The organism is Streptomyces sp. NPDC057697, from assembly GCF_042799335.1.
Classification (GTDB): Bacteria; Actinomycetota; Actinomycetes; order Streptomycetales; family Streptomycetaceae; genus Streptomyces.
The window spans coordinates 138,739-165,648 of record NZ_JBHVJA010000012.1; the positions used below are offsets into that span (position 1 = coordinate 138,739).

A 26,910-nucleotide genomic window follows, 5' to 3' on the forward strand; every position below is an offset into this window, starting at 1 on the left:
ACGGACCGCGGCGGCCCGGGGCCCCGCTCCGGGCTCAGAGCTCGTTCGGTCCGTCGACCACGCGGAAGGGGACCCCGAGGAGGTGGGCCGCGGCTCTGAGGTCCTTGGCGCGGTGACCGGTGCACAGCGTCCAGTGGTGACCGACGCCGGTGGAGGACCAGGCATCGGTCCACTCACCGGGGTCGAAGCCGAAGTCGACCCGGGACGTGGTGTTGCCGATCTCCAGCAGCGGTCCCGGGACGACCTCGCCCTCGGAGGCGATGAAGGTGAAGGCGCCGTCGGCCTCCTGCCCGATGCCGAACGTGGTGACCGGGCCGTGCCGGACGTCGCATTCCACGCTGACGCCCCAGCCCCGCTTGCCGTGGTAGACGCCCAGCCCGCGCAGCAGCGGATCCTTGGCGCCGATGGCCAGGTGGGCGGGGCCGTCGTGGCCCATCTCGACGACCCGGTCGCGGAAATCGAGGGCCTGGAGTTCGGTGAAGGAGCCGCCGGCGCCCATGGTGTCGGCGATCAGCATCGCGAGGCTGGTACGCAGTTCGTACTCACCGGCCATCGGAATGCCGCGCGCCGTCAGCAGCGACGCACCGAGGATCATGCCGGCGCCGAGTCGTTCGTGCACCTCGCCCTCCAGGCCGCGGTGGTAGTAGGCCAGGCTGTCGAGCGCGAAGTCCTCGACGAGCCGGTCCAGTCCGACCGAGACCCGTGCGGCCCAGGCGAGGTCGTCCTCGTCGACGGAGGCATCGAGGGTGAAGACGGTACGCGCGAGCGCGACGCGCTCGGCGACCGCGTCGTCCGTCACGGCGGCGACCCGGACCCGCAGATCGTCGAATTCGAGGACTTCGACGTGCCCGCCGAACCGGGTGGAGACCAGCGTCGGATCGGTGGAGACATCGAGCATGCCGGGATAGAGATGGCCCATCAGCCCGTGCCGGCCGTGGCGCAGGACGCCGCGCACCTGAGCGGCCCGGATCCAGCGGCGGATCCGGTTCCAGGCGTTCTCGTCGCCCAGATGGCCCGAGACGGAGCGGAAGGGGATCCCTCCGCGCCGGAACACATTGGCCACCTCCGGCAGCGGACACTGACCGCAGTACGCCAGCCACTTGCCCGTGTCGGTGTCGGGATGGTCCATCGCCTCGGTCGGCTGGAGGTCGATGACCAGCACCGGAGCGTGCGTACGTTGGGCGACCGGCAGCACCATCGACGCGGTGAGGTAGGTCGTCAGAAACGTCACGACGATGTCGCAGTCGGCCGTCCGCAGCCGTTCCGCGGCCCGCGCGGCCTCCTGCGGATCGGAGATGAAACCGGCGTCGACGACCTCGCAGCCCATCTCCTCGAACCGTCCGGTCACGGTACGGGCCGACTCGCGCAGTCGGTCGAGCAGTCCCGGGAACTGCGGCCAGTACGCGCCGAGCCCGCCGGACACCAGGCCGACGCGGGTACGACGGCGCAAGGTGCGGGCGAGTACACCGTCCGGCACGGCGGGGGACACCTCAGTCATGGCTTTCCTTCCTCCGGTTCCGTCGAGGGCCCGAGCGGCCCGGTGAGGTGCCCGGTCTCCCCGCCGAGGGGGCGGCCGGGCTCAGGTCCGTTCCAGCCGGGCGGCGGCCCGGTCCCAGGCCCGCTGGTCCCCCTGCGGGGTGTAGTGGCGCAGCTCCTGGGTACGCGCCACCAGGCTCCGCATGTCCGCGAGGCCGCCCACCAGCCCACGGGCACGAGCCTGCACCAGGATGTTGCCCAGCGCGGTCGCCTCGGCGGGACCGGCCGTGACGGGCAGCCCCGTGGCATCGGCGGTCCACTGGCACAGCAGTTCGTTGCGCGAACCCCCGCCGACGACATGGATCCGGTCCGGGTCCCGCCCGGCGAGGGCCGCTGCCTCCCGCAACGTCCTGCGATGGGCCAGCGCCAGGCTCTCCAGTACGCATCGGACATATCCTCCGGGAGTGCCGGGAGGCACCTGCCCGCTGCTCAGGAGCTGGGCGTCGATACGCGACGGCATGTCACCCGGCGCGAAGAACGCCCCGTCGTCGGGGTCGATCACCGCCGCGAACGGCCGGGCGCGGGCCGCCCCGGCGAGCAGCACGTCCAGGGACGCGCCCTCGCCGCGCGCTTCCCAGGTCCGGCGGCACTCCTCCAGCAGCCACATCCCCATGATGTTCCGGAGGTAGCGGATGGTGCCGTCCACTCCGCGTTCATTGGTGAAGTTCGCCGCGCGGGACTCCTCGGTCAGCACCGGAGCCGGCAGCTCCAGCCCCGCCAACGACCATGTGCCGCAGGACACATAGGCGAACCCGGGCCCGGTCGCGGGCACCGCGGCGACCGCCGACGCCGTGTCGTGCGAGGCGACGGCCGTCACGGGAGTCCCGGCCGGCAGGCCCGTGTACTCGGCGACGTGCGGCAGCAGTGTCCCCGCGGGATCACCCGGCTCGCGCAGCGGCGGAAACCAGGAACGCTCCAGATCCAGCCGGGCGATCAGCGCCTCGGACCACCCGCCGGACGAAGCGTCGAACAGCCCCGTCGTCGACGCGTTGGTGATCTCCGCGCCCACCGTGCCGGTCAGCCGGTGCGTCAGCAGATCCGGGATCAGCAGCATCGTCCGCGCCGCACCCCACTCGGAGCTCGCGCGGTGGGCGGCGAGCTGGAACACGGTGTTGAACGGAAGATGCTGCAATCCGGTGACGGCATACAGCTCGCGTGCCCCGCACTCGGCCAGCACCCGCTCGGCGGCGCGCGTGTTCCGGTCGTCCCGGTAGTGGAACGGCAGCCCGAGCAGGGCACCGTCCGCGTCCAGCAGTCCGTAGTCGACCGCCCAGGTGTCGATGCCGACCGAGGCGATCGGACCACGGCGCGCGGCCGTCCGCAGGCCGTCCAGCACGCCCTGGTACAGCGCGGGGACATCCCACCGCAGTCCGTCCGGCAACCGGACCGGCGTATTGGCGAAGCGATGCGCTTCCGTCAGTACGAGCCGCTCGGGCCCGGCCAGGCCGGTGATCACCCGGCCGCTGGTCGCACCGAGATCCACGGCGGCGAAGACCGCGTCGCGCGGTGACGTCAGGGACATGGCACCCCCGATACGGAGGCCCCCAAGGCCCAGGGCGCTTCGGGAGCGCGGGCCCTCGCGGGAGCCGGGGCCGTCGTCGGTACGCGGGTCATCGGAGGAAGGCCGCCGCCACACCGGCGTCGACGGGAACATGGAGCCCGGTCGTGTGCGTGAGGTCCCCGCCGGTCAGCGCGAACACGGCGTTGGCGACGTGCTCCGGGAGCACCTCCCGCTTGAGCAGCGTCCGCTGGGCATAGAACTCGCCGAGCTTCTCCTCCTCGATCCCGTACATCGCCGCCCGCTGGGCACCCCAGCCACCCGCGAAGATTCCCGAACCGCGCACCACACCGTCCGGATTGACGCCGTTGACCCGGATGCCGTGCTCGCCGAGCTCGGCGGCGAGCAGCCGCACCTGGTGGGCCTGATCGGCCTTGGTGGCTGAATAGGCGATGTTGTTCGGGCCCGCGAACACCGCGTTCTTCGACGTGACGTAGACGATGTCACCACCGAGGTTCTGCGCACCCATCACCCGGGCGGCCTCGCGCGAGACCAGGAACGAGCCGCGCGCCATGATGCCGTGCTGCAGGTCCCAGTCCCGGGCCGTCGTTTCGAGCAGCGGCTTCGAGATGGAGATCCCCGCGTTGTTCACGACGAGATCCACCCCGCCGAAGGCCAGCACGGCGGCCCGGAACGCACCGGCGATCTGCTCCTCACTGGTGACATCGACCGTCACGGGGACGGCCGTGTCGGGCCCGCCGAGTTCCCGCGCCACCGTGCGGGCCTTCTCCGCGTCGATGTCCGCGACGACGACACAGGCGCCCTCCGCGGCCAGCCGGTGTGCGACGGCCCTGCCGATGCCGGAGCCCGCACCCGTGACCAGCGCCACCCGGGTGGCCAGCGGCTTCGGACTCGGCATCCGGCGCAGCTTGGCCTCCTCCAGCTCCCAGTACTCGATCCGGAACTTCTCGGACTCCTCGATCGGCGCGTAGGAGGAGACCGCCTCGGCGCCACGCATCACATGGATGGCGTTGAGGTAGAACTCCCCGGCGACCCGGGCCGTCTGCTTGTCCTTGCCGAAGGAGAACATGCCGACCCCGGGCACCAGCACGATCGCCGGGTCCGCTCCGCGCATCGCCGGGGAACCGGGGGAGGCATGGCGCTCGTAGTACGCGCGATACGCCTCCCGGTACTCCCCGTGCAGCTCCCCCAGCCGCGCCGCGGCCTCGTCCAGCGGGGCATCCGCGGGCAGATCGAGCACCAGCGGCCTGACCTTGGTGCGAAGGAAGTGGTCCGGGCAGGAGGTGCCCAGAGAGGCAAGCCGCGGATGCCCGGTACGCGCGAGGAAGTCCAGCACCGGTTCCGTGTCGGTGAAATGGCCCACCTGGGGGCGGTCGGTGGAGGCCAGACCCCTGATCAGCGGGGCGAGCGCGGCCGCACGCTCCCGGCGCCGGTCCTCGGGAAGGGGCTCGCGGCCCGCCCACGTGGGGCCGAACGGTTCGGCTCTGCCCCGCTCCTGGAGGAAGGTCTCGGCGGTACGGATCATCCAGAGGGCGTTGTGCTCGCACTCCTCGGACGTCCCGCCCCAGGCCGTGATGCCGTGGCCGCCAAGGATCACCCCGACGGCTCGCGGATGGGCCTCCTTGACCGCGGCGATGTCCAGACCGAGCTGGAAACCCGGCCTGCGCCAGCCCACCCAGGCCACCTTGTCGCCGAAGCACTCCGCGGTCAGCTTCTCCCCGTCGGCCGCGCACGCCAGCGCGATCCCCGAGTCGGGATGCAGATGGTCGACGTGGGCGGCGTCGACCAGGGCATGCATCGCCGTGTCGATGGACGGGGCCGCACCGCCCTTGCCGTGCAGGCAGTAGTCGAAGGCCGCCACCATCTCGTCCTCGCGCTCCACACCCGGGTACACGTCCCTGAGTGCGCGCACCCGGTCCAGGCGCAGTACGGCCAGCCCGGCCTCGGTCAGTGTGCCGAGGTCGCCACCCGACCCCTTGACCCAGAGCAGTTCGGTGTCGCGGCCGGTGACCGGGTCGGTGCCGGCGGCCTTGACCGATGTGTTGCCACCGGCGTAGTTGGTGTTCCGGGCGTCGGAGCCGATCCGGTGGGCGCGTGCCAGAAGCGCGGCGACTTCGGCGTGCGTCGCGGAGGTCATGGGATTCCTTCGTGGTCGGGGTCCGGCTGAACCGTTCGGTGGTGGCGCGGGGGAGCGGGGCGGGGCTCAGGCGCCCCAGCCGGCCTGATCGCCACCGACCCGGGCGGCGGCGATCCGCTCCTGGTTGCCCGAGGCCAGATACGCGGCGAGCGGGTCCCCGGCCAGGCCGAGCTCCTCACGCACCTCGGCCAGCAGCGGACGGACATCGGTGTTGTACGCGTCCATCAGGGCGCCGTTCGCGGCGAGCACATCGCCGGAGCGCTGCGCCGCACCCAGTGCCGCCATGTCGACCAGCAGCGCCTTGGCGGTCGCCTCCTGCACATTGGCGACCGACCTGATCACGGCGGGGATCTTCGCCTCGATGTTGTGACACTGGTCGAGCATGAAGTTGACGTTCGTCCCGGGACGCAGACCGCCGTTCCTGGCCACCTCGTGCATGATCCGGAACAGCTGGAACGGGTCGGCGGCCCCGGCCATCAGATCGTCGTCCGCGTAGAAGCGCGAGTTGAAGTCGAACGCGCCGAGCTTCCCGGCGCGCAGCAGGCCGGCCACGATGAACTCGATGTTGGTGCCCGGAGCGTGGTGCCCGGTGTCCACGACCACCTGGGCCTTCGGGCCGAGGACGAGACAGTGCGCGTACGCCGTGCCCCAGTCCGGCACGTCGGTCGCGTAGAACGCGGGCTCGAACAGCTTGTACTCCAGCAGCATCCGCTGATCGTCGGCCAGCCGCCCGTACACCTCGGCCAGCGCTTCGGCCAGCCGGTCCTGACGGGCCGTGATGTCGTCCTGCCCGGGGTAGTTCGTGCCGTCGGAGAACCAGAGCTTGAGATCGGGGGACCCGGTCTCGTCCATGATGTCGACGCACTCCAGCAGATGGTCGGTGGCCTTGCGGCGCACCTTCGGATCGGGGTGGGTGACCGAACCGAGCTTGAAGTCGTCGTCCTGGAAGACGTTCGAGTTGATCGCCCCGATCCGCAGCCCGAGAGCCTCGGCGTGCCGGGTGAGCGCGGCGTAGTCCTCGACCCTGTCCCACGGAATGTGCAGCGACACCTTCGGTGCCACGCCCGTGAACGCGTGCACCTGTGCCGCGTCCTCCAGCTTCTCGAACGGGTCGCGCGGCACGCCCGGTTGAGCGAACACCTTGAACCGCGTCCCGGAGTTCCCGTACCCCCACGACGGTGTCTCGATGACCTGGGACTTCAGAGCTGCCTTGACGGCCGACACATCAGACATGAACACCTCGTGAGCGGAGTCATCCAGTGAACGAAGAACATGCGGAGTGTGAATCGTTTCATCTGCGCCGTACGCTAGGTTTCGCTCAGCTGTCAGTCAAGGAGCCGGTCGGGTCGTCGCGGCCCGTCCTGAATCAATTCACCGCACGGGCACCCGGTCCGTCCACCCGCTCGGAACATGGTGGCGCAACAGGGCGGCGAGGTGAAGAGGGACCGCGTGGCAGGGCCACGACGTCCGGCGGCCCCGTTCAGCGGCCGCCCGTGCCGGACACGCCGGGACGCAGCGAGCTCACGAGGTCGAAGAACCGGGACTCGTTGCCGCAGAGCCCGGCGCGCCGCAGCGCGCCGTCGGCCTCCGCGATCGGAGAGGCGAGCAGCGGGACGTACAGGGGGCCGTCCTCCGGGTCGTCGAGCGCGGCACGGGTGGCCTCCAGCAGCCGGACGTACGCCTGGGCCGCGGCGAGTTCGTCATTGCGCATCTGAGCATCTCCCGGTCAGAGGTGTCGGACCCACCAGCATCCCCCATGGGTCTGACAACGCCCACCGACGGCGTCGCGCGGCCACCCGCTACCCGTCGTCCGGCCCTCGCGCACCGGGCGGGGGCTCGACCTCCAGAAATCTCCGACGGCGCGCACCGCGGTACAGCAGCACCGTCCAGCCCAACTTCCGCAGCACGGCCGCGCACCGGGCCAGCTCGGCCTCCTCCGCCCGCGCGGCCCCGCTGCCGGGCGGCCCGGCCCACTCCACACGGACGCCACCGGGAGACTCGCCCCGCTCCAAGCGGTAGCCGGTCGCCACGCGCACGCCCGATCCGTCGACGGCCGAGGGCGACAGGCCCGACGCCTCCAGGGCGATGGCGACCGCCCGCATCGGCCGGTGCGTCTCCCAGGGCGCGGGTACGCCCTGCGGGTCGGCGTGTCCGGTGTTCGTCAGCCGACGGATCTGCAGCATCCCCTCGAACGCCGTCCGCAGGGACGCGGAGCGCCCTCCGTTCGGCGCCGGAGCCTTCGGGCCGTCACCCGTCGCCGGTTCGAACCCGCTTCCGTGCCCGGTGTCCATCAGCGTCCCCCTTCGCGCGTCCTGCGCTCCTGCGCTCCTGCCAGTGTGCGCCGGGCCACTGACAGCGGCGCGGGCGCGCGGCACCGGCCGTCCTCCGCCGCCGCGCCCCGCGCCCTCTCACCCCTGCGGAGCGCCCCGTTCGGCTCCGGGCGCCGGCCCGCCCGCGCCGAGCACCTTGCCCGGGTTGAGGATGCCGTGCGGGTCCAGCGCCGCCTTCACCGCGTGATGCATGCCCAGCACCGCGGCACCCAGCTCCTTGTCCATGCCGCGCATCTTCAGCAGCCCCACCCCGTGTTCACCGGTCACCGTGCCGCCGAGGGCGATCGCGTCGTCGAGGATGTCCTCGAAAGCCAGCTGGGCGCGGGCGCGCGCGGCCTCGTCGCCGGGTGCGGTGATGATGAGCGGGTGCAGGTTCCCGTCCCCGGCATGGGCGATGTTGGCCACCAGGATGTCGTGCCGGGCCGCCGTCCTCTCGATCCGGGCCAGCATCTCGGGCACCGCGGTGCGCGGTACGCACACGTCCTCCGTCAGGACCGGACCGAGCCGTTCCAGTGCCGGGTAGGCCAGTCGGCGGGCCTGGAACAGCGCATCGGCCTCCTGCTGGTCGGTGGAGACCGCGGCCCAGGTGGCACCCGCCCGCTCGAAGCACTCTCGTACGAGCTCGGCCTCGGCGTCGCCCTCCGCCCCCGGCGTGTCGACCCGGCCGAGCAGCACCACGTCCGCGTCGGCGGAGAGCCCCATCTTCTTCCAGGCGTCGACGGCGGCCAGGCAGTGGCGGTCGACCAGTTCGAGCGCCGAGGGAATCACGCCCGAAGCGGTCACGGCGCTCACCGCCTCGCCCGCGTCGACCACCGAGGAGAAGTACCCCGCCACGGTCCGCTCCTGCGGCCGCGCCGGACGCAGCCGCACCGTGATCTCCGTGATCACGCCGAGGGTGCCCTCCGAGCCGACCATGAGCCCGGCCAGGTCGTACCCCGCCACGCCCTTCGCGGTCCGCCGGCCGAGCGAGACCACCTCGCCGAGCCCGTTGACCATTTCGAGCCCGAGGACGTAGTCCCGCGTCACGCCGTACTTGACGCAGCACATGCCGCCGGCGTTCGTCGCGACGTTCCCGCCGATCGTCGACCAGGGCGAACTCGCCGGATCCGGCGGGTACCAGAGCCCGTGCTCCGCGCCCGCCGCCCGCAGGTCGTCGTTGACCACTCCCGGCTGGACGACGGCGAGCCGTTCCGCCGCGTCGATGCGGACGATGCGGTTCATGTCCTCGAAGGACAGGACGATCGCCCCGTCCACGGCGTTCGCGCCTCCCGACAGGCCCGTGCCCGCGCCACGCGGAACCAGCGGGACGCGATGGGCCAGGCAGTGCCGGACCACGTCCCGTACCTCGTCGGTGTTCTGCGGGCGCACCACGGCCAGGGGCGTTCCGTACGGGGCCCACTCGGCCTCGTCGTGCTGGTACCGGGCGAGGCCGGCCGGGTCGGTGAGGACCCGCCGGGCAGGGATGTCGTCGACTGCTGGGTTCGCCACGGTCGTGGCCACCTCCTACATGGATGTACTACCCACCATCATTGCGCGCGCGGCTCGGGCCCGTACCGCGGCCCCTGAACTGACGATCATGAATATTGACACGATCGGGTGACGGATCCCGATAGGGTCGACGGTCCGACAGCTCCGTACCTCAACGCTCGGCAGCCCCGTACCCGGAGGATCCACGAACCGTGCCCGACAACGTCCAGGCCCCCGACCGCGGCGACCGCGCCGCGCTGCGCGCCGACTGCGCGAGCTGCTTCGGGCTGTGCTGCGTGGCGCTGACCCTGACCCGGTCCGCGGACTTCGCGATCGACAAGGACGCCGGAAAGCCCTGCCGGAACCTCCAGGAGGACTTCCTCTGCGGCATCCACACCGAACTGCGGACGCGGGGTTTTCCCGGCTGCACGGTGTACGACTGCTTCGGGGCGGGGCAGAAGGTCTCCCGCGACACCTTCGACGGCCAGGACTGGCGCGGCGCGCCGCGGACCGCCCGGCGGATGTTCCAGGTGTTCCCGGTCATGCGGCAGCTCCATGAACTCCTCTGGTACCTCACGGAAGCGCTGTCCCTGGAACCGGCCCGCACCCTCCACGGCGAGATCCGACGCGTTCTGGAGGAGACCGAACGCCTCACCCGCCTTCCGGCGGAGGCGTTCCCGGAGCTGGACGTGGCCGGGCACCGCGAGGTCGTGGCCGAGCTGCTGCTCCGTACCAGCGAAGTCGTCCGGGCGACCGCACCCCGCAAGAAGCGGCGGGACCGTCGTGGCGCCGACCTCATCGGAGCCGGGCTCAAGGGCGCCGACCTGAGGGGAGCCGATCTGCGCGGCGCGTACCTGATCGCGGCGGACCTGACCGGTGCCGATCTGCGCCGGGCCGACCTGATCGGCGCGGACTTCCGGGACGCGGACCTCTCCGGCGCCGACCTCACCGGAAGCCTCTTCCTCACCCAGGCCCAGCTCAACGCCGCCAGGGGCGACGCCGCGACGAAGCTCCCGCCGTCGCTTCACCGCCCCGCGCACTGGGACCGTTGAATCGCGGCACACGGGCGGCCACCGAGCGACGACCCGGACCAGGCCGGCCACGGCCCCGGACCTTCCGAGCCGCACCGGGACGAACCGGCCGGTGGGCCGGGCACTGCGGACGTGCCCGGTTCGTTGCACAGTGTGGCGTACCCGGAACGCCGCAGACGACCGGACCGAGGAGTCCCGCACATGCCCAGCAGTACCGACCGCAGCCGCACCGACCCCAGCCGGACGGACGGGAACCGCACCCGTCTCGTCGAGCGCCTCATGGAGCAGTTCCCGCACGTCCCCCGGGAAGCCGTCATCAAGGAGGACCTGCTGCGCGGCGGCGTGGCGTTCGACGAGTCCGCCCTCAGCGACAACGAGGGCGGTGATGTCAAGCCGAAGTCCTACTTCATCTTCTCGTTCGACCACGGCACCCTCCCCGAGCTGGGCGCGGCCGCACTGCGCCGCCCGCCGGAGGAGATCGTCCTCACCGGAGGTCCGTACGACCTGCGCAGAACGGTCGTGTCGGTCCGGGTCAACCCCGCTTCCCCCTACCGTGTCGCCGCCGACCAGGACGGTGTCCTCGGGCTGTACCTCGACGGCCGGCGCATCTCCGACGTGGGCCTGCCCCCCATGCCGGACTACTACCGGCACACGCTGGAGAACGGCAAGTCCGTGATGGAGGTGGCGCCCACCATCCAGTGGGGCTACCTCGTCTATCTGACCGTCTTCCGGGTCTGCCAGTACTTCGGCGCGAAGGAGGAGTGCCAGTACTGCGACATCAATCACAACTGGCGCCAGCACAAGGCGGCGGGACGCCCGTACACCGGGGTGAAGCCGGTCGAGGAGGTCCTGGAGGCGCTCGCCATCATCGACAAGTACGACACGGCGAAGACCTCCACCGCCTACACCCTCACCGGCGGGGCCATCACCTCCCACATCGGCGGCCGCGACGAGGCGGACTTCTACGGGCAGTACGCCAAGGCGATCGAGGAGCGCTTCCCGGGCCGCTGGATCGGCAAGGTCGTCGCCCAGGCCCTGCCCAAGGCCGATGTGCAGCGCTTCCACGACTACGGCGTACAGATCTACCACCCCAACTACGAGGTGTGGGACCGCCGGCTGTTCGAGCTCTACTGCCCGGGCAAGGAGCGCTACGTGGGCCGTGACGAATGGCACCGCCGCATCCTCGACTCCGCCGACGTCTTCGGTGCCCGCAATGTGATCCCCAACTTCGTGGCGGGCGTGGAGATGGCCGAGCCCTTCGGCTTCACCACGGTGGACGAGGCCATCGCCTCGACCACCGAAGGGCTGCGGTTTTTCATGTCGCACGGCATCACCCCGCGGTTCACCACCTGGTGCCCGGAGCCCACCACCCCGCTCGGGAAGACCAACCCGGACGGAGCGCCGCTCGAATACCACATCCGACTGCTGGAGGCCTACCGCGCGACCATGGAGGAGTACGGGCTCAGCTCGCCCCCCGGTTACGGCCCGCCCGGCCCTGGACGCGCCGTCTTCTCCGTCAGCTCGTTCATGGACAGCCTTCCGGCCCGTCCGGACGACGAGGCCGCCACGCCTGCGGACTGAACGGCGACGGGCAGCTCCTCGGTGAGATCACCGGGGCCCGGCGGGGTCGTGCCCGCCGGGCCCCGGCGCAGGGACCGTCAGGCGCGCCACTCGGCCGTGCGCTCGGGGGACGCTTCGGTGAGCGCCTTGGCGACGGCGTCCGCGTCACCCCGGAGCCCGTAGACGGGAGTGCCGGGCTGCTGACGCCAGGACTCGTCGAGCCCTCCCGCGTCCACGGTGTCGAACCCCAGCTCGTCGATGAGGTCGCGGACGACCTGCTTGGCCGCCGGGTCGTCACCGGCCACCGGCAGTGCCTGGCGGCCGGGGCTCCCCTTCGCGGAGCCGTTGGACAGGATGTCCTGTGCGTACGTCCCGTTGAACGCCTTGATCACCGGATGACCGATCTGCTCCTCGGTCCACCGGCTCTCGGGCCTGCCGTCCTCGATCGCGGCGATACGCCCGTCCCGCTGCTGCGGGTAGTAGTTGCACGTGTCGATCACCGCGACCCCTTCCGCGGCCCCGTCGATCAGGCCGGACGGCAGATCGGGGACGGCCTTGAGGGGGACGGTGACGACGACGACCCGGGCCCCCCGAGCGGCCTGGGCGGCGGTGACCGCCGTGGCCCCGGTCTCCTCCGCGAACGCGGCGAGAGTCTGCGGACCGCGCGAGTTGGCGATGGAGACGTCATGGCCCAGCGCCGTGAGGCGCCGGGCGAGGTTCCCGCCGATGTTGCCTGCTCCGATGATGCCGATCTTCATGGATCCGACCTTCCGATGGCGTCTGCGGTACGTGATGTGGTCTCGACGGGTCATCAACTACCCGTGATCGATCCGTATTCCTGACGATGGAAAAGCGATTCGCCCGTTCACCCCGAGGATGGGAACGGGCGACGGCGGGCAGCTTCAGACAGAGAACGGAAACACATAGCCCACATTAAGGCGGTGCCCATGTTGCACGGCGTCGATGTCAGCTCCCATCAGGCGTCCTTCGATACGGACGGAGTGGACTTCGTCTTCATCAAGGCCACCGAAGGGCGTTCGTACACCAATCCGAATTTGGCCGAACAGGCGAAACGCGCACGGGACGCGGACTGCGTGGTCGGCTTTTATCATTTTCTCTGGCCGGGGAACGTCAATGCCCAGGCCGAGTATTTCGTCAGCAAGGCTCCGGAGAAGGCGGGCGACCTGCTTGCCGTGGACTGGGAGGAGAACGGCGAAGGCGAAAGGGCCAGCAACGCGGAGAAGGACCACTTCATCCGCGAGGTCAAGCGCCTGCGGCCCCATTACAAGGTGCTGCTCTACTGCAACCGCTACTTCTGGCTGCACTACGACACCACCTCGTACGCCGGGGACGGTCTGTGGATCGCCGACTACGTGTCTGCGGGAAAGCCCAGGATCAAGGCCTCCTGGCGGATCCACCAGCACACCGACCAGCCGCTCGACAAGGATGTCGCCGCCTTTCCGTCGCGGAGCGCCATGCTCGCCTGGGCCCGGGGGTAGGCGCCGCGCCGGGGCGGTAAGGCCGAGGGCCGGGCCCCGGCGTACGGGCACGGTCGCAGGCGTGACCGGACGGAAGTGACAGGAGGAGGCGGTGCGCGGCGTGCTCGCGCACCGCACCTCCTGACGCCGAAGGACCGTGCGACGGAACGCCGACGGAATGCCGACGGGGAGCGGACGGCGAGCGGACGGCGAGCCTCGTCCGGGCGCGCGTCGGCGTCCGCGACGCGTCGTCCTGATCGGTGGGTGCGGACCCATGATGGGTGCGGGCCTAGGATGATCCGGATGAGCGAGACCCCGCCCAGCCTTCTGGGACTCACCACATATCTGATGTCCAGGACCGGCAAGGTGGCACGGAGCACACTGGCCGCACGACTGGCCGACCGGAAGCTGCGGCTCTGGCACATGGCAGTGCTCTCGGCGCTCGTCGACTTCGGCCCCCATGCGCAACGGGAGCTGGCATCGCGGCTCAAGATCGACCGCAGTGATGTGGTCAAGATCGTGGACGATCTCTCGGTGGCCGGTCTCGTCGACCGGGCCAGGGACACCGGCGACCGCCGCCGGGTGACCATCACGGCCACCGCCGCCGGCCGTGTGGCGCTCAAGGAGCTCCAGGCCGAGGCGCTGGCGGCCCAGGAGACCCTGCTCGCACCCCTGACCGGCCCGGAACAAGCCCAACTCGCGGCACTGTTGAGGCGCGTCCACGCCCATGTCCAGCACGACCCCGCCCCGTCGCGGGCAGGTCGCTGACCTGTTCCCCGAACCCCGTGCGGCACACTTCTCGGGTGACCACAGCCGCGGCTCAGCCGCCTCGCGACCGCGCGCTCGGGCGCGGAATCACCACCCTCATTCCGCAGGCCGCCACGGCCACCCCGGCCGAGCAGGCGGCGGCCGTACTCACGGCGATGCAGAGCGTGCCGGTGCGCGTGGGTGTGCTTCAGGCGGCCGTGGTGCTCCTGGAGGAACGTGTGCGTGCGACGGAGGACGACGCGGAGCGGGCCGCCGCCGCGACCACGGTCGCCATGCTGCGCAGCGCGATCGGCCGGGCCGGCTGAGCCGGGGCGACCCCGCCCGATCAGCGCAGTTCGTCGAGGACCCGGGCGCACGCGGCGGGATTCTCCCGCCAGTACCGCCAACTCTCCTCATGGGAAAGGACGTCGGCGAGAGCCTCCGCGAGACCGGTGCGCCCGGCCCCGGCCAGTTCCCGTACGACCACGACGGCCGCCTTCAACCCGTCCCGGCCGCCCTCTGCCAGATGCCCGAGCGCAGCGGCAGGGTGCTCCGGGGCCGTCGCGCGCGTGGCCTCCACCAGCGGCTGGAGCCATCGGGCCCACTCCCGGTACCCCACTGCCGCCCCCGCGACCGGCGTCCCGGCCTCCCACAGCGGCGCCAGCGCCCGCGCCAGACGTCCGCGATACTCTTCCGCGCCCTCCGTGACCCATGGGTGTTCGGCGGTGAAGTGCTCCCACTCGCTCTGTACCGCCATTTCGTCCACCAGCCAGGCGCCCAGCGGCCGCAGGCCCTCGGTCCCGCCGAGAACGAACGCCTCCCGCACCAGCTCGTAGCTCGGCACCGCGTGTTCCGCGAGGAGTACGGCGTCGTACAGGTCCTTGCCCTGCGGGTGCAGGTCGGTGGCCAGCCACAACAGCTTCCAGGCCAGGGAGAGTCCGGGGGAGACGGCCCGGACGCGACAGCCCGGTCCGTCGCCCAGCGGCCGGAGCTCGGTGAGCGCGGCGGAGGAGGGGAGGTTCTCGTTGAACACCACGTCCAGCTGTACGGCCCCGCCGGGCACGCCGTCCGCCGTCCACGGCAGCAGCATCCGCCGCCCCGGAACGCGGTCGTACGTCCAGATGTCCTCCGTGACCATGCCCGCCGCGTCGATCCGTACGGAGCCCTGGTCGGCGGCCGCAGCCGCGCCCTGGGCGATCTGTTCGAAGAGGCCGGACGTCCGGGGATCGTCCACGGCCCAGTCCCGGGGCACGAAGAGGAAGTCCAGGTCTCCCGGGTCGCGTGCGGCGTCGCCGAACCACGTCGCCATCAACACACTTCCCCGCAGCACCAGATGATCGCTCCACGGACCGTCCGCCACGGACGCGAGCACCGTGTCCAGTACGGTGCGCCGCGCCCGGTGCCAGGCCCGGCCCATGGCCTCCTCGTCGGCGCCGAACCGCGGTTCGCCTGCCCGGTAGGCGTTGGCGAACTGCTTCAGGGAGGGCTCGAAGACCAAGGGGTGCTTGATCCCGTCCGGCGCGGGAAGCAGCGTGGCCGGAAGGTCCGACGCGCGTCTTGTGTCCTCGTCGAGGGGTGTGTGGGGAACCCAGGGCCGGCCCTCCCAAGCTCTGGTCCAGGTGGCGAACTCGCGGTCGGAAGGCGTCATATGAGGCTCCTGCGGAAGAGGGGGCTGTTGTTCTCGGGGCCCGTGGCGGGAGCCGGCATGCCGGGGCGGCGCGAGCGTCCGACGCGAGCATAGGCGGCCGTGCCGCGCGGGGGGACCGCGGCTGCTGGGCAGGCTCGCCGGGGCGCCGGAATGGAATCGCACCCTTCGGCCGGAGGCAGAAACGTCATTGGCATGGACCTGATAGATGCACTGCGTTACAGTCCGTTGCGGCACACTCTGAGAGCGCTCTCAGAAGAGAGCTCCCGGACGCCTGCTGTTCCTCCCCCACCATGCCGGAACAACAGAAGGGCCATTGCCTTGAGATGCATGAACACGCTGCGTACGAGTCTGGCTGCCGCGCTGGTCGTCGGAGCCTGGGCGACCGTGGGCCTCGCCTCCGGACCGGCTTCCGCCGCCGCGGCGGACCCGGCCTCCGCGACACCCCGATCCGCGGCCGATGACGCGCCGGCCTCCACAGGACTGCTCTCCGCCATGCAGAAGGACTTCGGCCTGACTGAGAGCCAGGCCAGGGCGAGGCTGGCCGCGGAGAAGACGGCGACCGCCGCACAGGGCGAGGCGCGACGGATCGCGGGATCGTCCTACGCCGGCTCCTGGTTCGACCCGGCGACGAGCAAGCTCACCGTGGCCCTCACCGACAGCCGCAAGGCGGCCGACGTGCGAGCGTCCGGGGTGTCCGTCCGGGTGGTCCGCCACAGCGCCCGGCAGCTCGACGCGGCCAAGGCGCGGATCGACAGGATGGCCGCGCCGGACGGGGTCAGCAGCTGGCACGTCGATCCGAAGGCCAACCGGGTCGTGGTCGAGGTGGTCTCCTCGGCGGCAGGTGACAACGATGTCCGCTCCTTCGTGGAGCGGGCCCGCAAGTCCGGCCCCGTCGTGGTGAACCGGACCCCCGAGGCACCCAGGACCTTCGCTGCCGGAACCGTGGGCGGCGACCCCTACTACACGGGCAACGTCCGGTGTTCCATCGGCTTCTCCGTGTACGGCGGCTTCGTCACGGCGGGCCATTGCGGACAGGCGGGCGCCGGGGTCAGCGGCTGGGACGGTTCGGCCATCGGCAACTTCCAGGGGTCGTCCTTCCCCGGTGACGACTACGCGTGGGTCAGCGTGGGCAACGGCTGGTGGACCGTCCCGGTGGTCCTCGGCTGGGGCACCATCTCGGACCAGCTGGTGCGGGGCTCCGCGGAGGCGCCCATCGGCGCCTCGATATGCCGCTCCGGATCCACCAGCCACTGGCACTGCGGCAATGTGCTGGCCACGAACGAGACCGTGAACTACAGCCAGGGCGCCGTCTATCAGATGACCAAGACGAGCGTCTGCGCCGAGCCCGGGGACTCCGGAGGCTCGTTCATCAGCGGCGACCAGGCACAGGGCGTCACGTCGGGCGGCTGGGGCAACTGCACCAGCGGCGGGGAGACCTGGCACCAGCCGATCAACGAGATCCTGAACCGGTACGGGCTGACGCTGCACACGGCCTGACGGTACGTCGGGCCTGCCGGGCCCGGTACGCCCGGCACCCACCGCACGGGGCCTGCCGCGACACGAGCCGCACTCGGGCTCGGGGCGCGGCAGGCCCTTCGCGCGAGGTGGCTCGGGCGCGTCAGGCTCATCGCGCGAGGAGCGGCCACTTGCGGGAGGCCGGTGCGCTACCGGGGCGAGGACCTGGCATCCGGCGCCCGGCATCCCGTGTTCCCCATCCCGTGTCCCGTGCCGCGTGTCCCGCCCGTGCCGCCCGTCCCGCGTGTCCCGCCCGTCCCGCGTGTCCGAGCGTCGCGGACGGGGCGCGGCAAGGCGGTCACCAGGTGCAGGGAGCCTGGAGGTCGTGGATGCTGTCGGCGAGTTCAGCCGGCCGGGCCGGTCGGCCGGTCGCGTGCCAGTGGGCGATGCGCCAGGCCAGCCGCCGGGGCCAGACAGGCGTGACGGGCAGCTGCGCGACCAACCCACGTGGGCGTTCCACCATGGTTGTCGAGTTCCGCACGGGCACCGATCTCGCCCTCGGCCCGAACCAGGAAGTAGTGCTCGCGGCGATCGTCCTTCCAGACGCGGGCCACCTCCGTGACCACTTCGCCGCGCAGACCGGATTCCTCCCGCAGCTCGCGGATGACCGCGGCACGGGGGGTCTCGCCCTCCTCGACCCCGCCGCCCGGAATCTCGTAGTACGGCTGCCCGTCCTCCTCGAAGCCGATGAGGAGCATGTGCTCGTCGCGGATCACCACCGCGCCTGCCCGTACCCGTACCGGCTCGGCTGCCGTCGGATCGTCCCAGGCGGCCACTCCGGGGGTCGGCCCTTCCGTCGCCCAGTTCCGCAGCACGGTCTCGGCGGTTCCGACCGGTCTGATCCGCGCGTGCAGTGCCCGGGCCAGAGGGAGCGAGCAGAGGGCGCCGTCCGTTGTCCGCCCTTGGAGCGGGAGGTGATGGACTCCTTCCTCGTCGGGCGCTTCGGTCACGACGAGACCGACGTGGTCGAAGCGGATGTCCAGCAGCGGGGGAGTATCGCTCATCCGAGAGGTCCGGCCTGGGTGTGGAGGGTGTGGGAACGCCACTCGTCGAACTGTTGGGGGGTGCGGACGCCGTCGTTCAGGACCGCTCGGTACACATCGACGCTCTTCACGGCGCTGCCGTACTCGGCACGGTCCGCCCAGGACTGCTTGATGCCGAGAATCGCCGCGCGGGTGTCGGGAGTGAGGCGCGGGGGCAGGGTCCTGAGATGGGCGAGGTCGGGCTGCCGGTCCGGTTCGTCGACGAACCAGATGTCCAGGTTCCATTCCTCGTGGCCTCGCACGGAGCGACAGTCCACCCCGAGGTAGAGCCCGTCGGGGTACTCCGGATCGGTGTTCCATGCGCCGGTGTCGTCACGGAACCGGACCTGTCGCACCCGTTGGTGCTGCGCCAGTCGTGCGCCGATCCCGGCAACGGCCTCCAGCGTCTGCGGGTCGAGCTTCGGGCAGATCACCGTGACGTCGAGATCGCGGCGGACCATCAGCCCCAGGGCGTAACTCCCCACCCGCACGGGACGACCGACCGTGGACAGCCGTTCGTCCAGCCGTAGGTCGGCGCCTACCGCGTCGGCGGCGGTACGCAGTGCGTCCTGTTTCTCCAGGAGCTCCTCTGTGCTTGTCACCTCCCTATTCTTCAACATTCTTCCGGGGGGTGAGAGTCCGCGAGCGAGGTCCGGTCCCGGCCTGGTGTGTCGGCCCCTCTCTGTAGGGTGCGGTGCGTGAGTGACGTGTATGAACTGGCGATATCCGTCGATCTGCGGGACGAACTCTCCGAGCAGGAGCTCGACGAACTGCGCTGGCATCTGGGGATCGGACCGCAGCCGGAGCGGCTGTCCATCGTGACCGCGTTCCCGTTCGTGGCGGAGGACGATTCGGGGGAGCTCGTCGTCGCGGACGACCCCCGCCCCCTGCTGGCCGGAGTCGACGCGGCCGGTCAAGTGGTCGGCGTGCTCTGCTCGATGCCTGCCGACCGCGCGGAACTGATCGGGCAGGGCTGGACACTGACTGCCCGTCTGGAGATCCACCCGGACGAGTTCGACCAGGTCGGCGAGCTGATCCGCTGGCTCGCGGTGCGGGCGCACGACACCCACAGCCATGCGGAAGGCGTCGTCTCGCTCGGTTGCCTGCGGTTCTGCGAAGATCTGGTGCCGGAAGCGCTCCAAGTCGTGAACGGACGGGTCATGTGGCCGGAGTAGGGCCTGGCCGATGGATCGTGCCCGTACGGGCACGGCAGCCACGCCTTGTCGGCGTCGCCGCCGCCCGGGTCCGCCTCCCTCCCGATGAAAGACAGCCGGACCCCATGGGCGTGATCTGGCGGCCCGATCATGGGGGTGGCCGAGGTCCGGTGCGGATATTGACGGAGCGGGCGCGATCAAGCGGGTCGACGGCGCCGTGCGAGGACGGCGGCGATCGCCAGTGCCATGGTGGTGTTGGCGGCGGTCCAGAACACGGACCGGGCGCGCGGTCCATTGACCGTCCGCAACTCCCCGTCCGCACGACGACAGAGCGAGTCGGGCGGGAAATAGCGGGAGACCGGAGTGCTGCGCGTGCCGTAGCAGGGTGACGTATCGGGAAACAGGGTCGGCTGCGCGCGCTGCGCGAGGGCCCGGCCGACGCACACGGTCAGCCATCCGACCAGCAGGAACGCGATCAGTATCCAGTGGGGGTCCCTGCTCGTCGCCCCAGTGACCAGACGAGGAGGGTCGGTATGACGAGCACGACGAATGCGGCGAACAGTAGGAGCAGAGCCTTCATGGTCCCATGACCATACTGACCGGAGATCTCCTTCCGTGGGGTGATGATCCGCCGGGCAGGTCCTGGCTGTTCTGGCCGCCGCCGTGCGACCTGCGCCGGCCGAAGCACCTGCGGTGTGAACTGGCGGCCCGTGTCGTAGGTGAGCGGTGCGCCATGCGAGCAGGTGAGGCGGAGGGGAGGCGTGAGGGGTGACCAGAATTGGCCGTAGCATGTCAAGAATCATGGTGATGCGCCTTGTTGCTTCAAGGGGGCCGTGCCTCAATGGGGAAGGCAACCTCCCTGACGGTCTGTCAGGGAATGCTGTGCTCCGGTGTGTCCCGTCGACTCGACGCATCGGCAGTCCCCCCACATGAAGGGCAGAACACCATGAGGTATGGCATTCGGCGCACCGCCATCTGTTCCACCCTCGCCGTCGGCGCGCTCGCGCTGGCACCCACGGCCGAGGCGGTCGCCCCCACCACCGCCACCATTTCCTTCGACTGCGGCGTCTACGGCTCGGGCAGTGCGACGCTCACCGCCACCCAGGACGGCACGAGCGCGACCATCAACCTCTCGACCTCCGCCATCACCGCACCGATCAGCGTCGGGGCGAACTCGGTCAACTCCACGCTCACGCTCACCAACAACGGCGCCGGATCGGTGACGTTCAGTGGCAGTTCCAACCCTGCCATCCCTGCCGGAAGCCCTGTGTCGACGGGGCCGCTCAAGGGGACCGTCGCCTCGGGGGACAGCCTGGAGGCCAAGTCCCTCAAGGTCGTGGTCCTGGGTATCACCGCGACCTGCAACGCGACCTCCGCCCAGTCACCCGGGCCGTTCGTGTTCTGATCCGGCCGCTGAGCACGGAGCACCGAGTACCGAGTACCGAGCACTGAGCACCGAGCGCTGAGCCGGGCACCGGCGACCAACGGCGGGCCGGCCCGTGTTTCCGCCCGTGAGCGGGCGGTACGGGTCGGCCGCGTCACCGTGAATCCGTGAGGGCCATGGACCCCACGGTGCCTTTGCGAGGAGTGGATGACGTCGGCGGCCGGGAACGGGAAGGGGAACGGGCTGACCGGTCATCCTCGCGACGAAAGCGACAATCGGGGCCGCCGAGTCACCTGCTGGGGTCGTGTGCACGCGACCGGTGGAGCCTCGGCGGCGTGACAACCGATGCCGGGGCCGAGTCGGGAACCGTGCCCGGCTCGGCGTGGGACGTGTTGCGGCCGGAGTGTGCTCGGACAGTCGGCCCACGCGCCCCGGCGAGCACTCCGGCCCTCCGCGTCCGCCCGATGCCCATGCACCAACGAGGCGCCCCAGCATCGGGTGAAGCGTGCGCGCGCGTGGGCAGTGCCGCCCGCTTCGCAGGCGCTGCCTCGTGGTGCGTGCCGGATGACGCGTGACGCGGCATGATCCGTACTGGTCCGTTCCCGGTCCGGAGGGAGCGGTGCGCGGACACACATGCGTGGTGCCGTCAGCCCGCCGGGCCTGGAGCGCGATGACGACGACGAGCGGCCGGGAGACTCCCCGTGGGCTCGTCCCGGCCGGAGGCCCGTAGCCGTGGCCCTCTTCACGGGATCCGGGGAACACCGGCCTCGTCTGCCGAGAGAAGCCGGTCACCGCAGCCTAGATTTCGCAGGTGAACGCCCTCACCTTCTCCGCTGCCCTGATCACCTTCGTCTCGGTCGTCGGACCGCCCAAGGTCCTGCTCTCCTTCGCGCATCTCGCGAAACTGCACGCGCCTCGCCAACTCCGCACCATCGCCCTGCTGTCCTGCGGCGCGGCGATCTTCATCGGGCTGGTGGTCAGCTTGACGGCCCCCGTGCTCCTGGACCTGTTCCACATCAGTACGCCCGCGCTCCTGCTGGCCGGCGGCATCATCTTCTTCCTCTACGCCGTCGGGCTCGTCCTCGGAATCCCGACCGGAGTGGACGCGCTCGGCGAGGAAACCCCCGATGTGACCAGCGGTCTGCGGGAACTGCTCGTGCCGTTCGTCGTCAGTCCGCTGGCCATGACCGCGCTGCTTATCGAGGCCACCGCGCGTTCGTCCTGGACCTGGCGTTCCACGGTCGCCGGGGCGTACGTGGCGGTGATCCTCCTCGACCTCGTCTGCATCCTGCTTCTGGAACGCGTTCTGCGTGCCACACACCATGCGACGTTCGAGCTGCTCGGGCGGCTTCTGGGCCTGCTGCTCGCGGCGGTCAGCATCGACCTGGTCCTCGACGGCCTGGCGGTACTGGGCGTGAGGCTGAGCGGGCTCGGCCAGTGAGAAGCGCCCCGGCCCCGCGCCCGCTGCGCCGCCGGCTGCTCGGGCGTTCCCCCCCCGGTCAGGCCGCCGACCGGGAAGGAGAGCCGCCTTCCTCCCTTCCGTTCGCGTCATGGTGGATGGGGGTGCCCGAGCCGGTCAGTGGAGCGCCCGTGCCACCACGGCGCGCCGCGACGATCTCCGCCGCGATGGACAGCGCGGTCTCCTCCGGGGTACGGGCGCCGAGGTCGAGCCCGATCGGCGAGCGCAGGCGGGACAACTCGCGGCTGGTGAGCCCGGCTTCGCGAAGGCGGCGGTCGCGGTCCTCGTGGGTACGGCGCGACCCCATCGCGCCGACGAAGGCGACCGGCAGCCGCAGTGCCGTCTCCAGGAGCGGCACATCGAACTTCATGTCATGCGTCAGCACGCACAGGACGGTGCGTCCGTCGGTCGCCGTGCGCCGCAGATACCGGTGCGGCCAGTCGACCACGAGCTCATCGGCGTCCGGGAAGCGGACGCGCGTGGCGAAGACCGGCCGGGCGTCGCACACGGTCACGTGGTAGCCGAGGAACTTTCCCGCCCGTACGAGCGCCGTGGCGAAGTCCACGGCCCCGAAGACGATCATCCGGGGCGGTGGCATCCTCGACTCCACGAACAGCGTCACGCCGCCCGGACAGCGCGATCCGTTCTCCGCGACCTCGACCGTGCCCGTACGACCGGTGTCCAGCATCGCGCGGGCCTCCGCCGCAGCCGTCCGCGCCAGATCCGGAGCACCGCCGAAGCCGCCCTCGTACGATCCGTCGGGACGTACGAGCAGGGCCCGGCCGAGCAGTTCCGCCGGGCCCCGGGCCACCCGGGCGAGGGCCGTGGGCTCTCCTCGGACCGCGGCCGCGACCCCGGCCCGGAACACCGGCGCGTCCGCGCGCACCGGGGTGACCAGGACCTCGATGACACCACCGCAGGTGAGCCCCACCGCGAAGGCGTCCTCGTCGTCGTACCCGAACCGTTCGCGCACCGTACGCCCGTCCCGGAGCGCCTGTACGCACAGGTCGTACACCGCACCCTCCACACAACCGCCGGATACGGAACCGATGGCGGTGCCGTCGTTCGAGACGGCAAGGGCGGCGCCCGGAGCGCGCGGCGCGCTGCCGCTGACGGCCACCACGGTGGCGACGGCGAAATCCCGGCCCTCCTCGAACCACCCGCGCAGTTCCTCGGCGATGTCAAGCACCCCGGGCCCCTCCCGCCGCCCGTCGCCGGGCCTCGTCCGCCGCGCGCAGGACACGGTCCGGACGGATCGGCAGGTCCCGGTGGCGCACGCCGGTCGCGTGCCACACCGCGTTGGCGATCGCGGCGGCCACGCCCACGATGCCGATCTCGCCGATGCCCTTGATCCCGACCGGGTCACCGGGGACCGGGTCGTCCACCCAGTCCGCCTCGATGACCGGCACGTCGGCGTGTGCCGCGTAGTGATAGCCGGCGAGATCGGCGCCGACGTAACCGCCCGAGACCTGGTCCCTGACCGCCTCCTCGTGCAGCGCCATGGACAACCCCCAGGTCATTCCGCCGACGAGCTGGCTGCGGGCGGTGAGCGGGTTGACGATGGTGCCCGCGGCGAAGATGCCGAGCAGCCGACGCACACGCACTTCGCCGGTGTCCTCGTCCACCGCGACCTCGGCGAACTGCGCGCCGAAGGAGTGACGTTCCTGCTGTGAGAGGGCGCCGATGGCCTCGGCCGTGTCCGACCGGGCGGTGATCCCCTCCGCCGGGATGCCGCCGCCCAGGGCCAGGCGCTCCCGCAGTTCGTTCGCCGCGATCGTCACGGCCCATGCCCAGGACCGTGTCCCCATCGACCCTCCGGCGATCATCGCCGGGCCGAGGTCGCTGTCCCCGATGCGCACCCGGACGCGGTCCGCCGCCACCTCCAAGGCGTCCGCGGCGACCAGCACCATCGCCGTCCGGGCTCCGGTCCCGACATCCGCCGCGTTGATCCGGATGGTGAAGGTCCCGTCCGGTTCCGCCGTCACGGCCGCGGTGGACGGCCCGACCCCCGAAGGGTAGGTGGCGGCCGCCGTACCGGTCCCGAGCATCCAGCGCCCTTCACGGCGCAGACCTGGGCGCGGGTCCCGGCGCGCCCAGCCGAACCTGCGCGCCCCCTCCTCGAAACAGGCCACGACGTTGCGGCTGCTGAAGGGCAGCCCGGACACCGGAGCCGTTGTGGGCTCATTGCGCACACGCAGCGCGATCGGGTCCATCCCGCACTTCTCCGCCAGTTCGTCGAGGGCGGATTCGAGAGCGAAGGACCCCGGTGCCTCGCCCGGCGCGCGCATCCAGGTCGGCGTCGGTACGTCGAGGCGTACGAGCCGGTGAAGGGTGTGATGCGCGTCGGCGTCGTACATCACACGCCCCAGCACGGCGCTCGACTCGACGAACTCGTGCACGGTCGAAGTGAGGCTCTGCGCCTGGTGGTCGAAGGCACGCAGCCGGCCGTCCGGATCGGCACCCAGCCTGACCCGCTGAGCCGTGGGGCTGCGATATCCGATCAGGGAGAACATCTGGCGTCGGGTCAGTACGACCCGGACCGGGCGCTGGAGGACGGTCGTGGCCATCACGGCCGCCACCTGGTGCGGGCTCAGGCCCTTCGACCCGAAGGCGCCCCCGACGTGCTCGGAACGTACCCGCACGGAGGCCGGGTCGAGCGAGAAGAGCTGCGCCAGTTCGCCCGCCACCCAGGTGCTGCCCTGGTTGGAGTCGACGACTTCGAGCCGGCCTCCCTCCCAACGGGCCGTCGCCGCATGGGGCTCCATCGGGTTGTGGTGCTCCTCCGGAGTGGTGTACTCCGCGTCCAGGACCACGGCGGAGGCGGCGAGCTGGGCCCCGAGGTCCCCCTTCTCCGTCTCGGCCCGGACCAACGGACTGTCCTGCGGGGTGTAGGCATCCGGATGCCCGGCCCTGAAGGCGACGTCGTGGGGCTCCTCGTCGTAGCGCACGACCAGCGCCTCGGCGGCCTCCCTGGCCTGCTCGGACGTCTCGGCCACCACCAGGGCCACGGGCCAGCCCGCGAAGGGCACGCGGTCGTGCTGGAAGATCCCGACGATCGGGTTCGGGCGGCCGAGCATGCCCGTGTAGTCGATGTCGACGCGTGGCGCGTTCTCGTGGTGCAGCACGGTGAGGACACCGGGCATGGCCCGGACGGGCCCGTCCTCCACGGAACGGATCCGGCCACGCGCCACCGTCGACAACACCAGCCACCCGTGGGCCAGTTCGGCGAACGGAACCTCTCCGCTGAAACGGGCCGCCCCGGTGACCTTGTCCCGGCCCTCGACCCGCGTGCGGGCGGAGCCGACGGCGCCGGTCACGGCGGCGACCCCGGTCGTCGTGGTCATCGGGAGACCTCCTCGGTGAGTTCGGTCAGCACGGCCACCACGAGGTTGCGCATCAGCGTCACCTTGTAGCCGTTCTGGGGAAGGGCCTCGGCGGCGGCCAGCTCGGCATCCGCGGCGGCGGCGAACGCCTCCGCGCTCGCGGGTCCGCCGATCAGCGCCCGCTCGGCCGCGCGGGCCCGCCACGGCTTGGACGCGACGGCCCCGAACGCGAGCCGCACCTCGTGCACGAGACCGTCCCGTACGTCGAGCGCGGCGGCGATCGACCCGATCGCGAACGCGTACGAGGCGCGCTCCCGCACCTTCCGGTACCGCGAGTGGGCGGCGACCGGGGCGGCCGGCAGGGTGACGCCGGTGATCAGGGCGCCGGGTGGCAGAGCGGTCTCGATGTGCGGAGTGTCGCCCACCGGTGGGTAGAACCCGGTGATCGGCGTTTCGCCCGGCCCGTCGGCCGTCCGGTACGAGATCACGGCGTCGAAGGCGGTGAGTGCGACCGCCATGTCCGAGGCGTGGACCGCGATGCAGTGCTCGGAAGCGCCCAGGATCGCGTGGTTGTGGTGCTCGCCCTCGATGGCCGGGCAACCACTGCCGGGGGAACGCCTGTTGCACGGTTTGGTGATGTCGGTGAAGTAGCCGCACCGGGTGCGCTGGAGCAGATTTCCCCCGACCGTGGCCATGTTGCGCAACTGGCCCGACGCGCCGGCCAGGACGGCCTGGGCCAACGCCGGGTAGTGGCGCCGTACGTCGGGGTGGGCCGCGAGATCGCTGTTGGTGACGGTCGCGCCGATGCGCAGCCCCTCGTCCGGGGTGAAGTCGATGCCGTCGAGCGGCAGTTCGCGTACGTCGACCAGGAGAGCCGGCCGCTCGACACCGGCCTTCATCAGATCGACCAGGTTCGTGCCGCCGCCGAGGAAGCGGGCCTCCGGGTCCGAGTCGAGCAGCGCGACGGCCCCGGCGACGTCGAAGGCGCGTTCGTAGCCGAATTCCTTCACGCCGCCGCCTCCTTGTCCTCGGATCCGGCGGCTTCGGCCGCTCGCGCGACCGCCTTCACGATCGACACGTAGGCACCGCAGCGGCACAGGTTGCCGCTCATGCGTTCACGGATCTCCTCGGCGTCGAGCGCGGGGACGCCCGCGTCGGGCCGGACGTCGTCGGTCGCGGCACTCGGCCAGCCCGCCGCGTGTTCCTCGATCACCGCGATGGCCGAACAGATCTGCCCGGGAGTGCAGTAGCCGCACTGGAAGCCGTCGAGGTCGAGAAATGCCTGCTGCACCGGATGGAGCCGGTCACCGTCGGCCACGCCCTCGATGGTGGTGATCACGCGCCCCTCGGCCGCGACCGCGAGCTGGAGACAGGAAAGGGCCCGCCGCCCGTCGACCAGCACCGTGCAGGCGCCGCATTGGCCCTGATCACAGCCCTTCTTGGAACCGGTCAGATCGAGATGCTCGCGGAGGGCGTCGAGCAGGGTGGTGCGATGATCGACGGGCAGTAAGTGTTTCTCGCCATTGATGTTCAGAGTGATGGCACTGGACGTCGATGGGGTCATGATCGGCCTTCTTTCGCATTGCTGATGCGCGTCGAA

General features: G+C 71.1%; 24 protein-coding genes. 9 read left to right on the forward strand and 15 right to left on the reverse strand.

Annotated elements, in window-relative coordinates; all coding sequences use genetic code 11:
* Positions 1-34: 34 nt before the first annotated feature.
* The 7 genes from ACFVFH_RS27590 to ACFVFH_RS27620 form a co-directional block, all read right to left on the reverse strand.
* Complete coding sequence (locus tag ACFVFH_RS27590) at positions 35-1,498, reverse strand: arabinose isomerase (RefSeq protein ID WP_383773427.1); 1,464 nt, start codon at positions 1,496-1,498, stop codon at positions 35-37.
* Positions 1,499-1,579: 81 nt separating this feature from the next.
* On the reverse strand, positions 1,580-3,058 hold the full coding sequence (locus ACFVFH_RS27595) for a rhamnulokinase family protein (protein ID WP_383773429.1): 1,479 nt from the start codon (positions 3,056-3,058) through the stop codon (positions 1,580-1,582).
* 88 nt (positions 3,059-3,146) lie between these two features.
* Complete coding sequence (locus tag ACFVFH_RS27600; RefSeq protein WP_383773431.1) at positions 3,147-5,192, reverse strand: bifunctional aldolase/short-chain dehydrogenase; 2,046 nt, start codon at positions 5,190-5,192, stop codon at positions 3,147-3,149.
* A 66-nt stretch (positions 5,193-5,258) separates the two neighbouring features.
* A complete protein-coding gene (gene rhaI / locus ACFVFH_RS27605; protein WP_383773433.1) occupies positions 5,259-6,425 on the reverse strand; it encodes an L-rhamnose isomerase in 1,167 nt (388 codons plus the stop codon).
* A gap of 247 nt (positions 6,426-6,672) precedes the next feature.
* Positions 6,673-6,903, reverse strand: a complete 231-nt coding sequence (locus ACFVFH_RS27610; RefSeq protein ID WP_383773435.1) for a hypothetical protein — start codon at positions 6,901-6,903, stop codon at positions 6,673-6,675.
* A gap of 88 nt (positions 6,904-6,991) precedes the next feature.
* Positions 6,992-7,483, reverse strand: a complete 492-nt coding sequence (locus ACFVFH_RS27615) for a hypothetical protein (protein WP_383773437.1) — start codon at positions 7,481-7,483, stop codon at positions 6,992-6,994.
* A gap of 117 nt (positions 7,484-7,600) precedes the next feature.
* On the reverse strand, positions 7,601-9,010 hold the full coding sequence (locus ACFVFH_RS27620; RefSeq protein ID WP_383773439.1) for an FAD-binding oxidoreductase: 1,410 nt from the start codon (positions 9,008-9,010) through the stop codon (positions 7,601-7,603).
* A 191-nt stretch (positions 9,011-9,201) separates the two neighbouring features.
* Between ACFVFH_RS27620 and ACFVFH_RS27625 the strand changes: the two genes are divergently transcribed.
* Entirely contained in the window at positions 9,202-10,041 is an 840-nt protein-coding gene (locus ACFVFH_RS27625) for a pentapeptide repeat-containing protein (protein ID WP_383773441.1), read from the forward strand.
* Between the two features lie 180 nt (positions 10,042-10,221).
* A complete protein-coding gene (locus ACFVFH_RS27630) occupies positions 10,222-11,601 on the forward strand; it encodes a radical SAM protein (protein WP_383773443.1) in 1,380 nt (459 codons plus the stop codon).
* Between the two features lie 77 nt (positions 11,602-11,678).
* Here ACFVFH_RS27630 and ACFVFH_RS27635 read toward each other — a convergent pair whose 3' ends face one another.
* Positions 11,679-12,392, reverse strand: coding sequence for an NADPH-dependent F420 reductase (locus ACFVFH_RS27635; RefSeq protein ID WP_383773445.1), 714 nt, complete (start codon positions 12,390-12,392; stop codon positions 11,679-11,681).
* Positions 12,393-12,527: 135 nt separating this feature from the next.
* On the opposite strand from ACFVFH_RS27635, the gene ACFVFH_RS27640 reads away from it, so the two are divergent.
* The 3 genes from ACFVFH_RS27640 to ACFVFH_RS27650 all read left to right on the forward strand — a co-directional run bounded on the left by ACFVFH_RS27640 (position 12,528) and on the right by ACFVFH_RS27650 (position 14,131).
* Entirely contained in the window at positions 12,528-13,079 is a 552-nt protein-coding gene (locus tag ACFVFH_RS27640) for a GH25 family lysozyme (protein ID WP_383773447.1), read from the forward strand.
* Positions 13,080-13,361: 282 nt separating this feature from the next.
* A complete protein-coding gene (locus tag ACFVFH_RS27645) occupies positions 13,362-13,826 on the forward strand; it encodes a MarR family winged helix-turn-helix transcriptional regulator (protein WP_383773449.1) in 465 nt (154 codons plus the stop codon).
* Positions 13,827-13,861: 35 nt separating this feature from the next.
* A complete protein-coding gene (locus ACFVFH_RS27650; RefSeq protein ID WP_329191406.1) occupies positions 13,862-14,131 on the forward strand; it encodes a hypothetical protein in 270 nt (89 codons plus the stop codon).
* Positions 14,132-14,151: 20 nt separating this feature from the next.
* Here ACFVFH_RS27650 and ACFVFH_RS27655 read toward each other — a convergent pair whose 3' ends face one another.
* Positions 14,152-15,453 (reverse strand): nucleotidyl transferase AbiEii/AbiGii toxin family protein, encoded by a 1,302-nt coding sequence (locus ACFVFH_RS27655; protein WP_383773452.1) that lies wholly within the window; start codon positions 15,451-15,453, stop codon positions 14,152-14,154.
* 327 nt (positions 15,454-15,780) lie between these two features.
* On the opposite strand from ACFVFH_RS27655, the gene ACFVFH_RS27660 reads away from it, so the two are divergent.
* Positions 15,781-16,950 (forward strand): S1 family peptidase, encoded by a 1,170-nt coding sequence (locus ACFVFH_RS27660; RefSeq protein ID WP_383773454.1) that lies wholly within the window; start codon positions 15,781-15,783, stop codon positions 16,948-16,950.
* Positions 16,951-17,312: 362 nt separating this feature from the next.
* Here ACFVFH_RS27660 and ACFVFH_RS27665 read toward each other — a convergent pair whose 3' ends face one another.
* Together ACFVFH_RS27665 and ACFVFH_RS27670 are read right to left on the reverse strand one after the other, a co-directional pair.
* Positions 17,313-17,972 carry an NUDIX domain-containing protein gene (locus ACFVFH_RS27665; RefSeq protein WP_383773456.1) on the reverse strand — a complete coding sequence of 220 codons (660 nt, stop codon included), beginning with the start codon at positions 17,970-17,972 and terminating at the stop codon, positions 17,313-17,315.
* Positions 17,969-18,592 carry a hypothetical protein gene (locus tag ACFVFH_RS27670; protein WP_383773458.1) on the reverse strand — a complete coding sequence of 208 codons (624 nt, stop codon included), beginning with the start codon at positions 18,590-18,592 and terminating at the stop codon, positions 17,969-17,971. The genes ACFVFH_RS27665 and ACFVFH_RS27670 overlap by 4 nt, the downstream gene beginning before the upstream one ends.
* 96 nt (positions 18,593-18,688) lie before the next feature.
* Between ACFVFH_RS27670 and ACFVFH_RS27675 the strand changes: the two genes are divergently transcribed.
* The 3 genes from ACFVFH_RS27675 (at position 18,689) to ACFVFH_RS27685 (ending at position 21,969) form a co-directional block, all read left to right on the forward strand.
* Complete coding sequence (locus ACFVFH_RS27675) at positions 18,689-19,165, forward strand: hypothetical protein (RefSeq protein WP_383773460.1); 477 nt, start codon at positions 18,689-18,691, stop codon at positions 19,163-19,165.
* A 925-nt stretch (positions 19,166-20,090) separates the two neighbouring features.
* Entirely contained in the window at positions 20,091-20,549 is a 459-nt protein-coding gene (locus tag ACFVFH_RS27680; RefSeq protein ID WP_383773462.1) for a hypothetical protein, read from the forward strand.
* Positions 20,550-21,339: 790 nt separating this feature from the next.
* Positions 21,340-21,969, forward strand: coding sequence for a MarC family protein (locus ACFVFH_RS27685; protein WP_383773464.1), 630 nt, complete (start codon positions 21,340-21,342; stop codon positions 21,967-21,969).
* A 58-nt stretch (positions 21,970-22,027) separates the two neighbouring features.
* Here the strand turns inward: ACFVFH_RS27685 and ACFVFH_RS27690 are convergent, their stop codons facing one another.
* The 4 genes from ACFVFH_RS27690 to ACFVFH_RS27705 are packed head-to-tail and all read right to left on the reverse strand — an operon-like array spanning position 22,028 to position 26,874.
* On the reverse strand, positions 22,028-23,176 hold the full coding sequence (locus tag ACFVFH_RS27690; protein WP_383773466.1) for an XdhC family protein: 1,149 nt from the start codon (positions 23,174-23,176) through the stop codon (positions 22,028-22,030).
* Positions 23,169-25,331, reverse strand: a complete 2,163-nt coding sequence (locus tag ACFVFH_RS27695; RefSeq protein WP_383773468.1) for a xanthine dehydrogenase family protein molybdopterin-binding subunit — start codon at positions 25,329-25,331, stop codon at positions 23,169-23,171. The genes ACFVFH_RS27690 and ACFVFH_RS27695 overlap by 8 nt, the downstream gene beginning before the upstream one ends.
* Positions 25,328-26,320, reverse strand: a complete 993-nt coding sequence (locus tag ACFVFH_RS27700; RefSeq protein ID WP_383773470.1) for an FAD binding domain-containing protein — start codon at positions 26,318-26,320, stop codon at positions 25,328-25,330. The genes ACFVFH_RS27695 and ACFVFH_RS27700 overlap by 4 nt, the downstream gene beginning before the upstream one ends.
* Positions 26,317-26,874, reverse strand: a complete 558-nt coding sequence (locus ACFVFH_RS27705) for a (2Fe-2S)-binding protein (protein ID WP_383773680.1) — start codon at positions 26,872-26,874, stop codon at positions 26,317-26,319. Before ACFVFH_RS27705 ends, ACFVFH_RS27700 begins: the two co-directional genes overlap by 4 nt.
* Between the last annotated feature and the right edge of the window lie 36 nt (positions 26,875-26,910).

Excerpts from the sequence above, each read along its gene's own strand:
- ACFVFH_RS27640 (WP_383773447.1), top strand. The coding sequence starts at position 12,528 with ATGTTGCACGGCGTCGATGTCAGCTCCCATCAGGCGTCCTTCGATACG.
- ACFVFH_RS27615 (WP_383773437.1), bottom strand. The coding sequence starts at position 7,483 with ATGGACACCGGGCACGGAAGCGGGTTCGAACCGGCGACGGGTGACGGC.
- rhaI (WP_383773433.1), bottom strand. The coding sequence starts at position 6,425 with ATGTCTGATGTGTCGGCCGTCAAGGCAGCTCTGAAGTCCCAGGTCATC.
- ACFVFH_RS27665 (WP_383773456.1), bottom strand. The coding sequence starts at position 17,972 with ATGAGCGATACTCCCCCGCTGCTGGACATCCGCTTCGACCACGTCGGT.
- ACFVFH_RS27595 (WP_383773429.1), bottom strand. The coding sequence starts at position 3,058 with ATGTCCCTGACGTCACCGCGCGACGCGGTCTTCGCCGCCGTGGATCTC.
- ACFVFH_RS27590 (WP_383773427.1), bottom strand. The coding sequence starts at position 1,498 with ATGACTGAGGTGTCCCCCGCCGTGCCGGACGGTGTACTCGCCCGCACC.
- ACFVFH_RS27635 (WP_383773445.1), bottom strand. The coding sequence starts at position 12,392 with ATGACCCGTCGAGACCACATCACGTACCGCAGACGCCATCGGAAGGTC.
- ACFVFH_RS27655 (WP_383773452.1), bottom strand. The coding sequence starts at position 15,453 with ATGACGCCTTCCGACCGCGAGTTCGCCACCTGGACCAGAGCTTGGGAG.
- ACFVFH_RS27705 (WP_383773680.1), bottom strand. The coding sequence starts at position 26,874 with ATGACCCCATCGACGTCCAGTGCCATCACTCTGAACATCAATGGCGAG.
- ACFVFH_RS27680 (WP_383773462.1), top strand. The coding sequence starts at position 20,091 with ATGAGGTATGGCATTCGGCGCACCGCCATCTGTTCCACCCTCGCCGTC.
- ACFVFH_RS27660 (WP_383773454.1), top strand. The coding sequence starts at position 15,781 with ATGAACACGCTGCGTACGAGTCTGGCTGCCGCGCTGGTCGTCGGAGCC.
- ACFVFH_RS27610 (WP_383773435.1), bottom strand. The coding sequence starts at position 6,903 with ATGCGCAATGACGAACTCGCCGCGGCCCAGGCGTACGTCCGGCTGCTG.
- ACFVFH_RS27695 (WP_383773468.1), bottom strand. The coding sequence starts at position 25,331 with ATGACCACGACGACCGGGGTCGCCGCCGTGACCGGCGCCGTCGGCTCC.
- ACFVFH_RS27600 (WP_383773431.1), bottom strand. The coding sequence starts at position 5,192 with ATGACCTCCGCGACGCACGCCGAAGTCGCCGCGCTTCTGGCACGCGCC.
- ACFVFH_RS27630 (WP_383773443.1), top strand. The coding sequence starts at position 10,222 with ATGCCCAGCAGTACCGACCGCAGCCGCACCGACCCCAGCCGGACGGAC.
- ACFVFH_RS27645 (WP_383773449.1), top strand. The coding sequence starts at position 13,362 with ATGAGCGAGACCCCGCCCAGCCTTCTGGGACTCACCACATATCTGATG.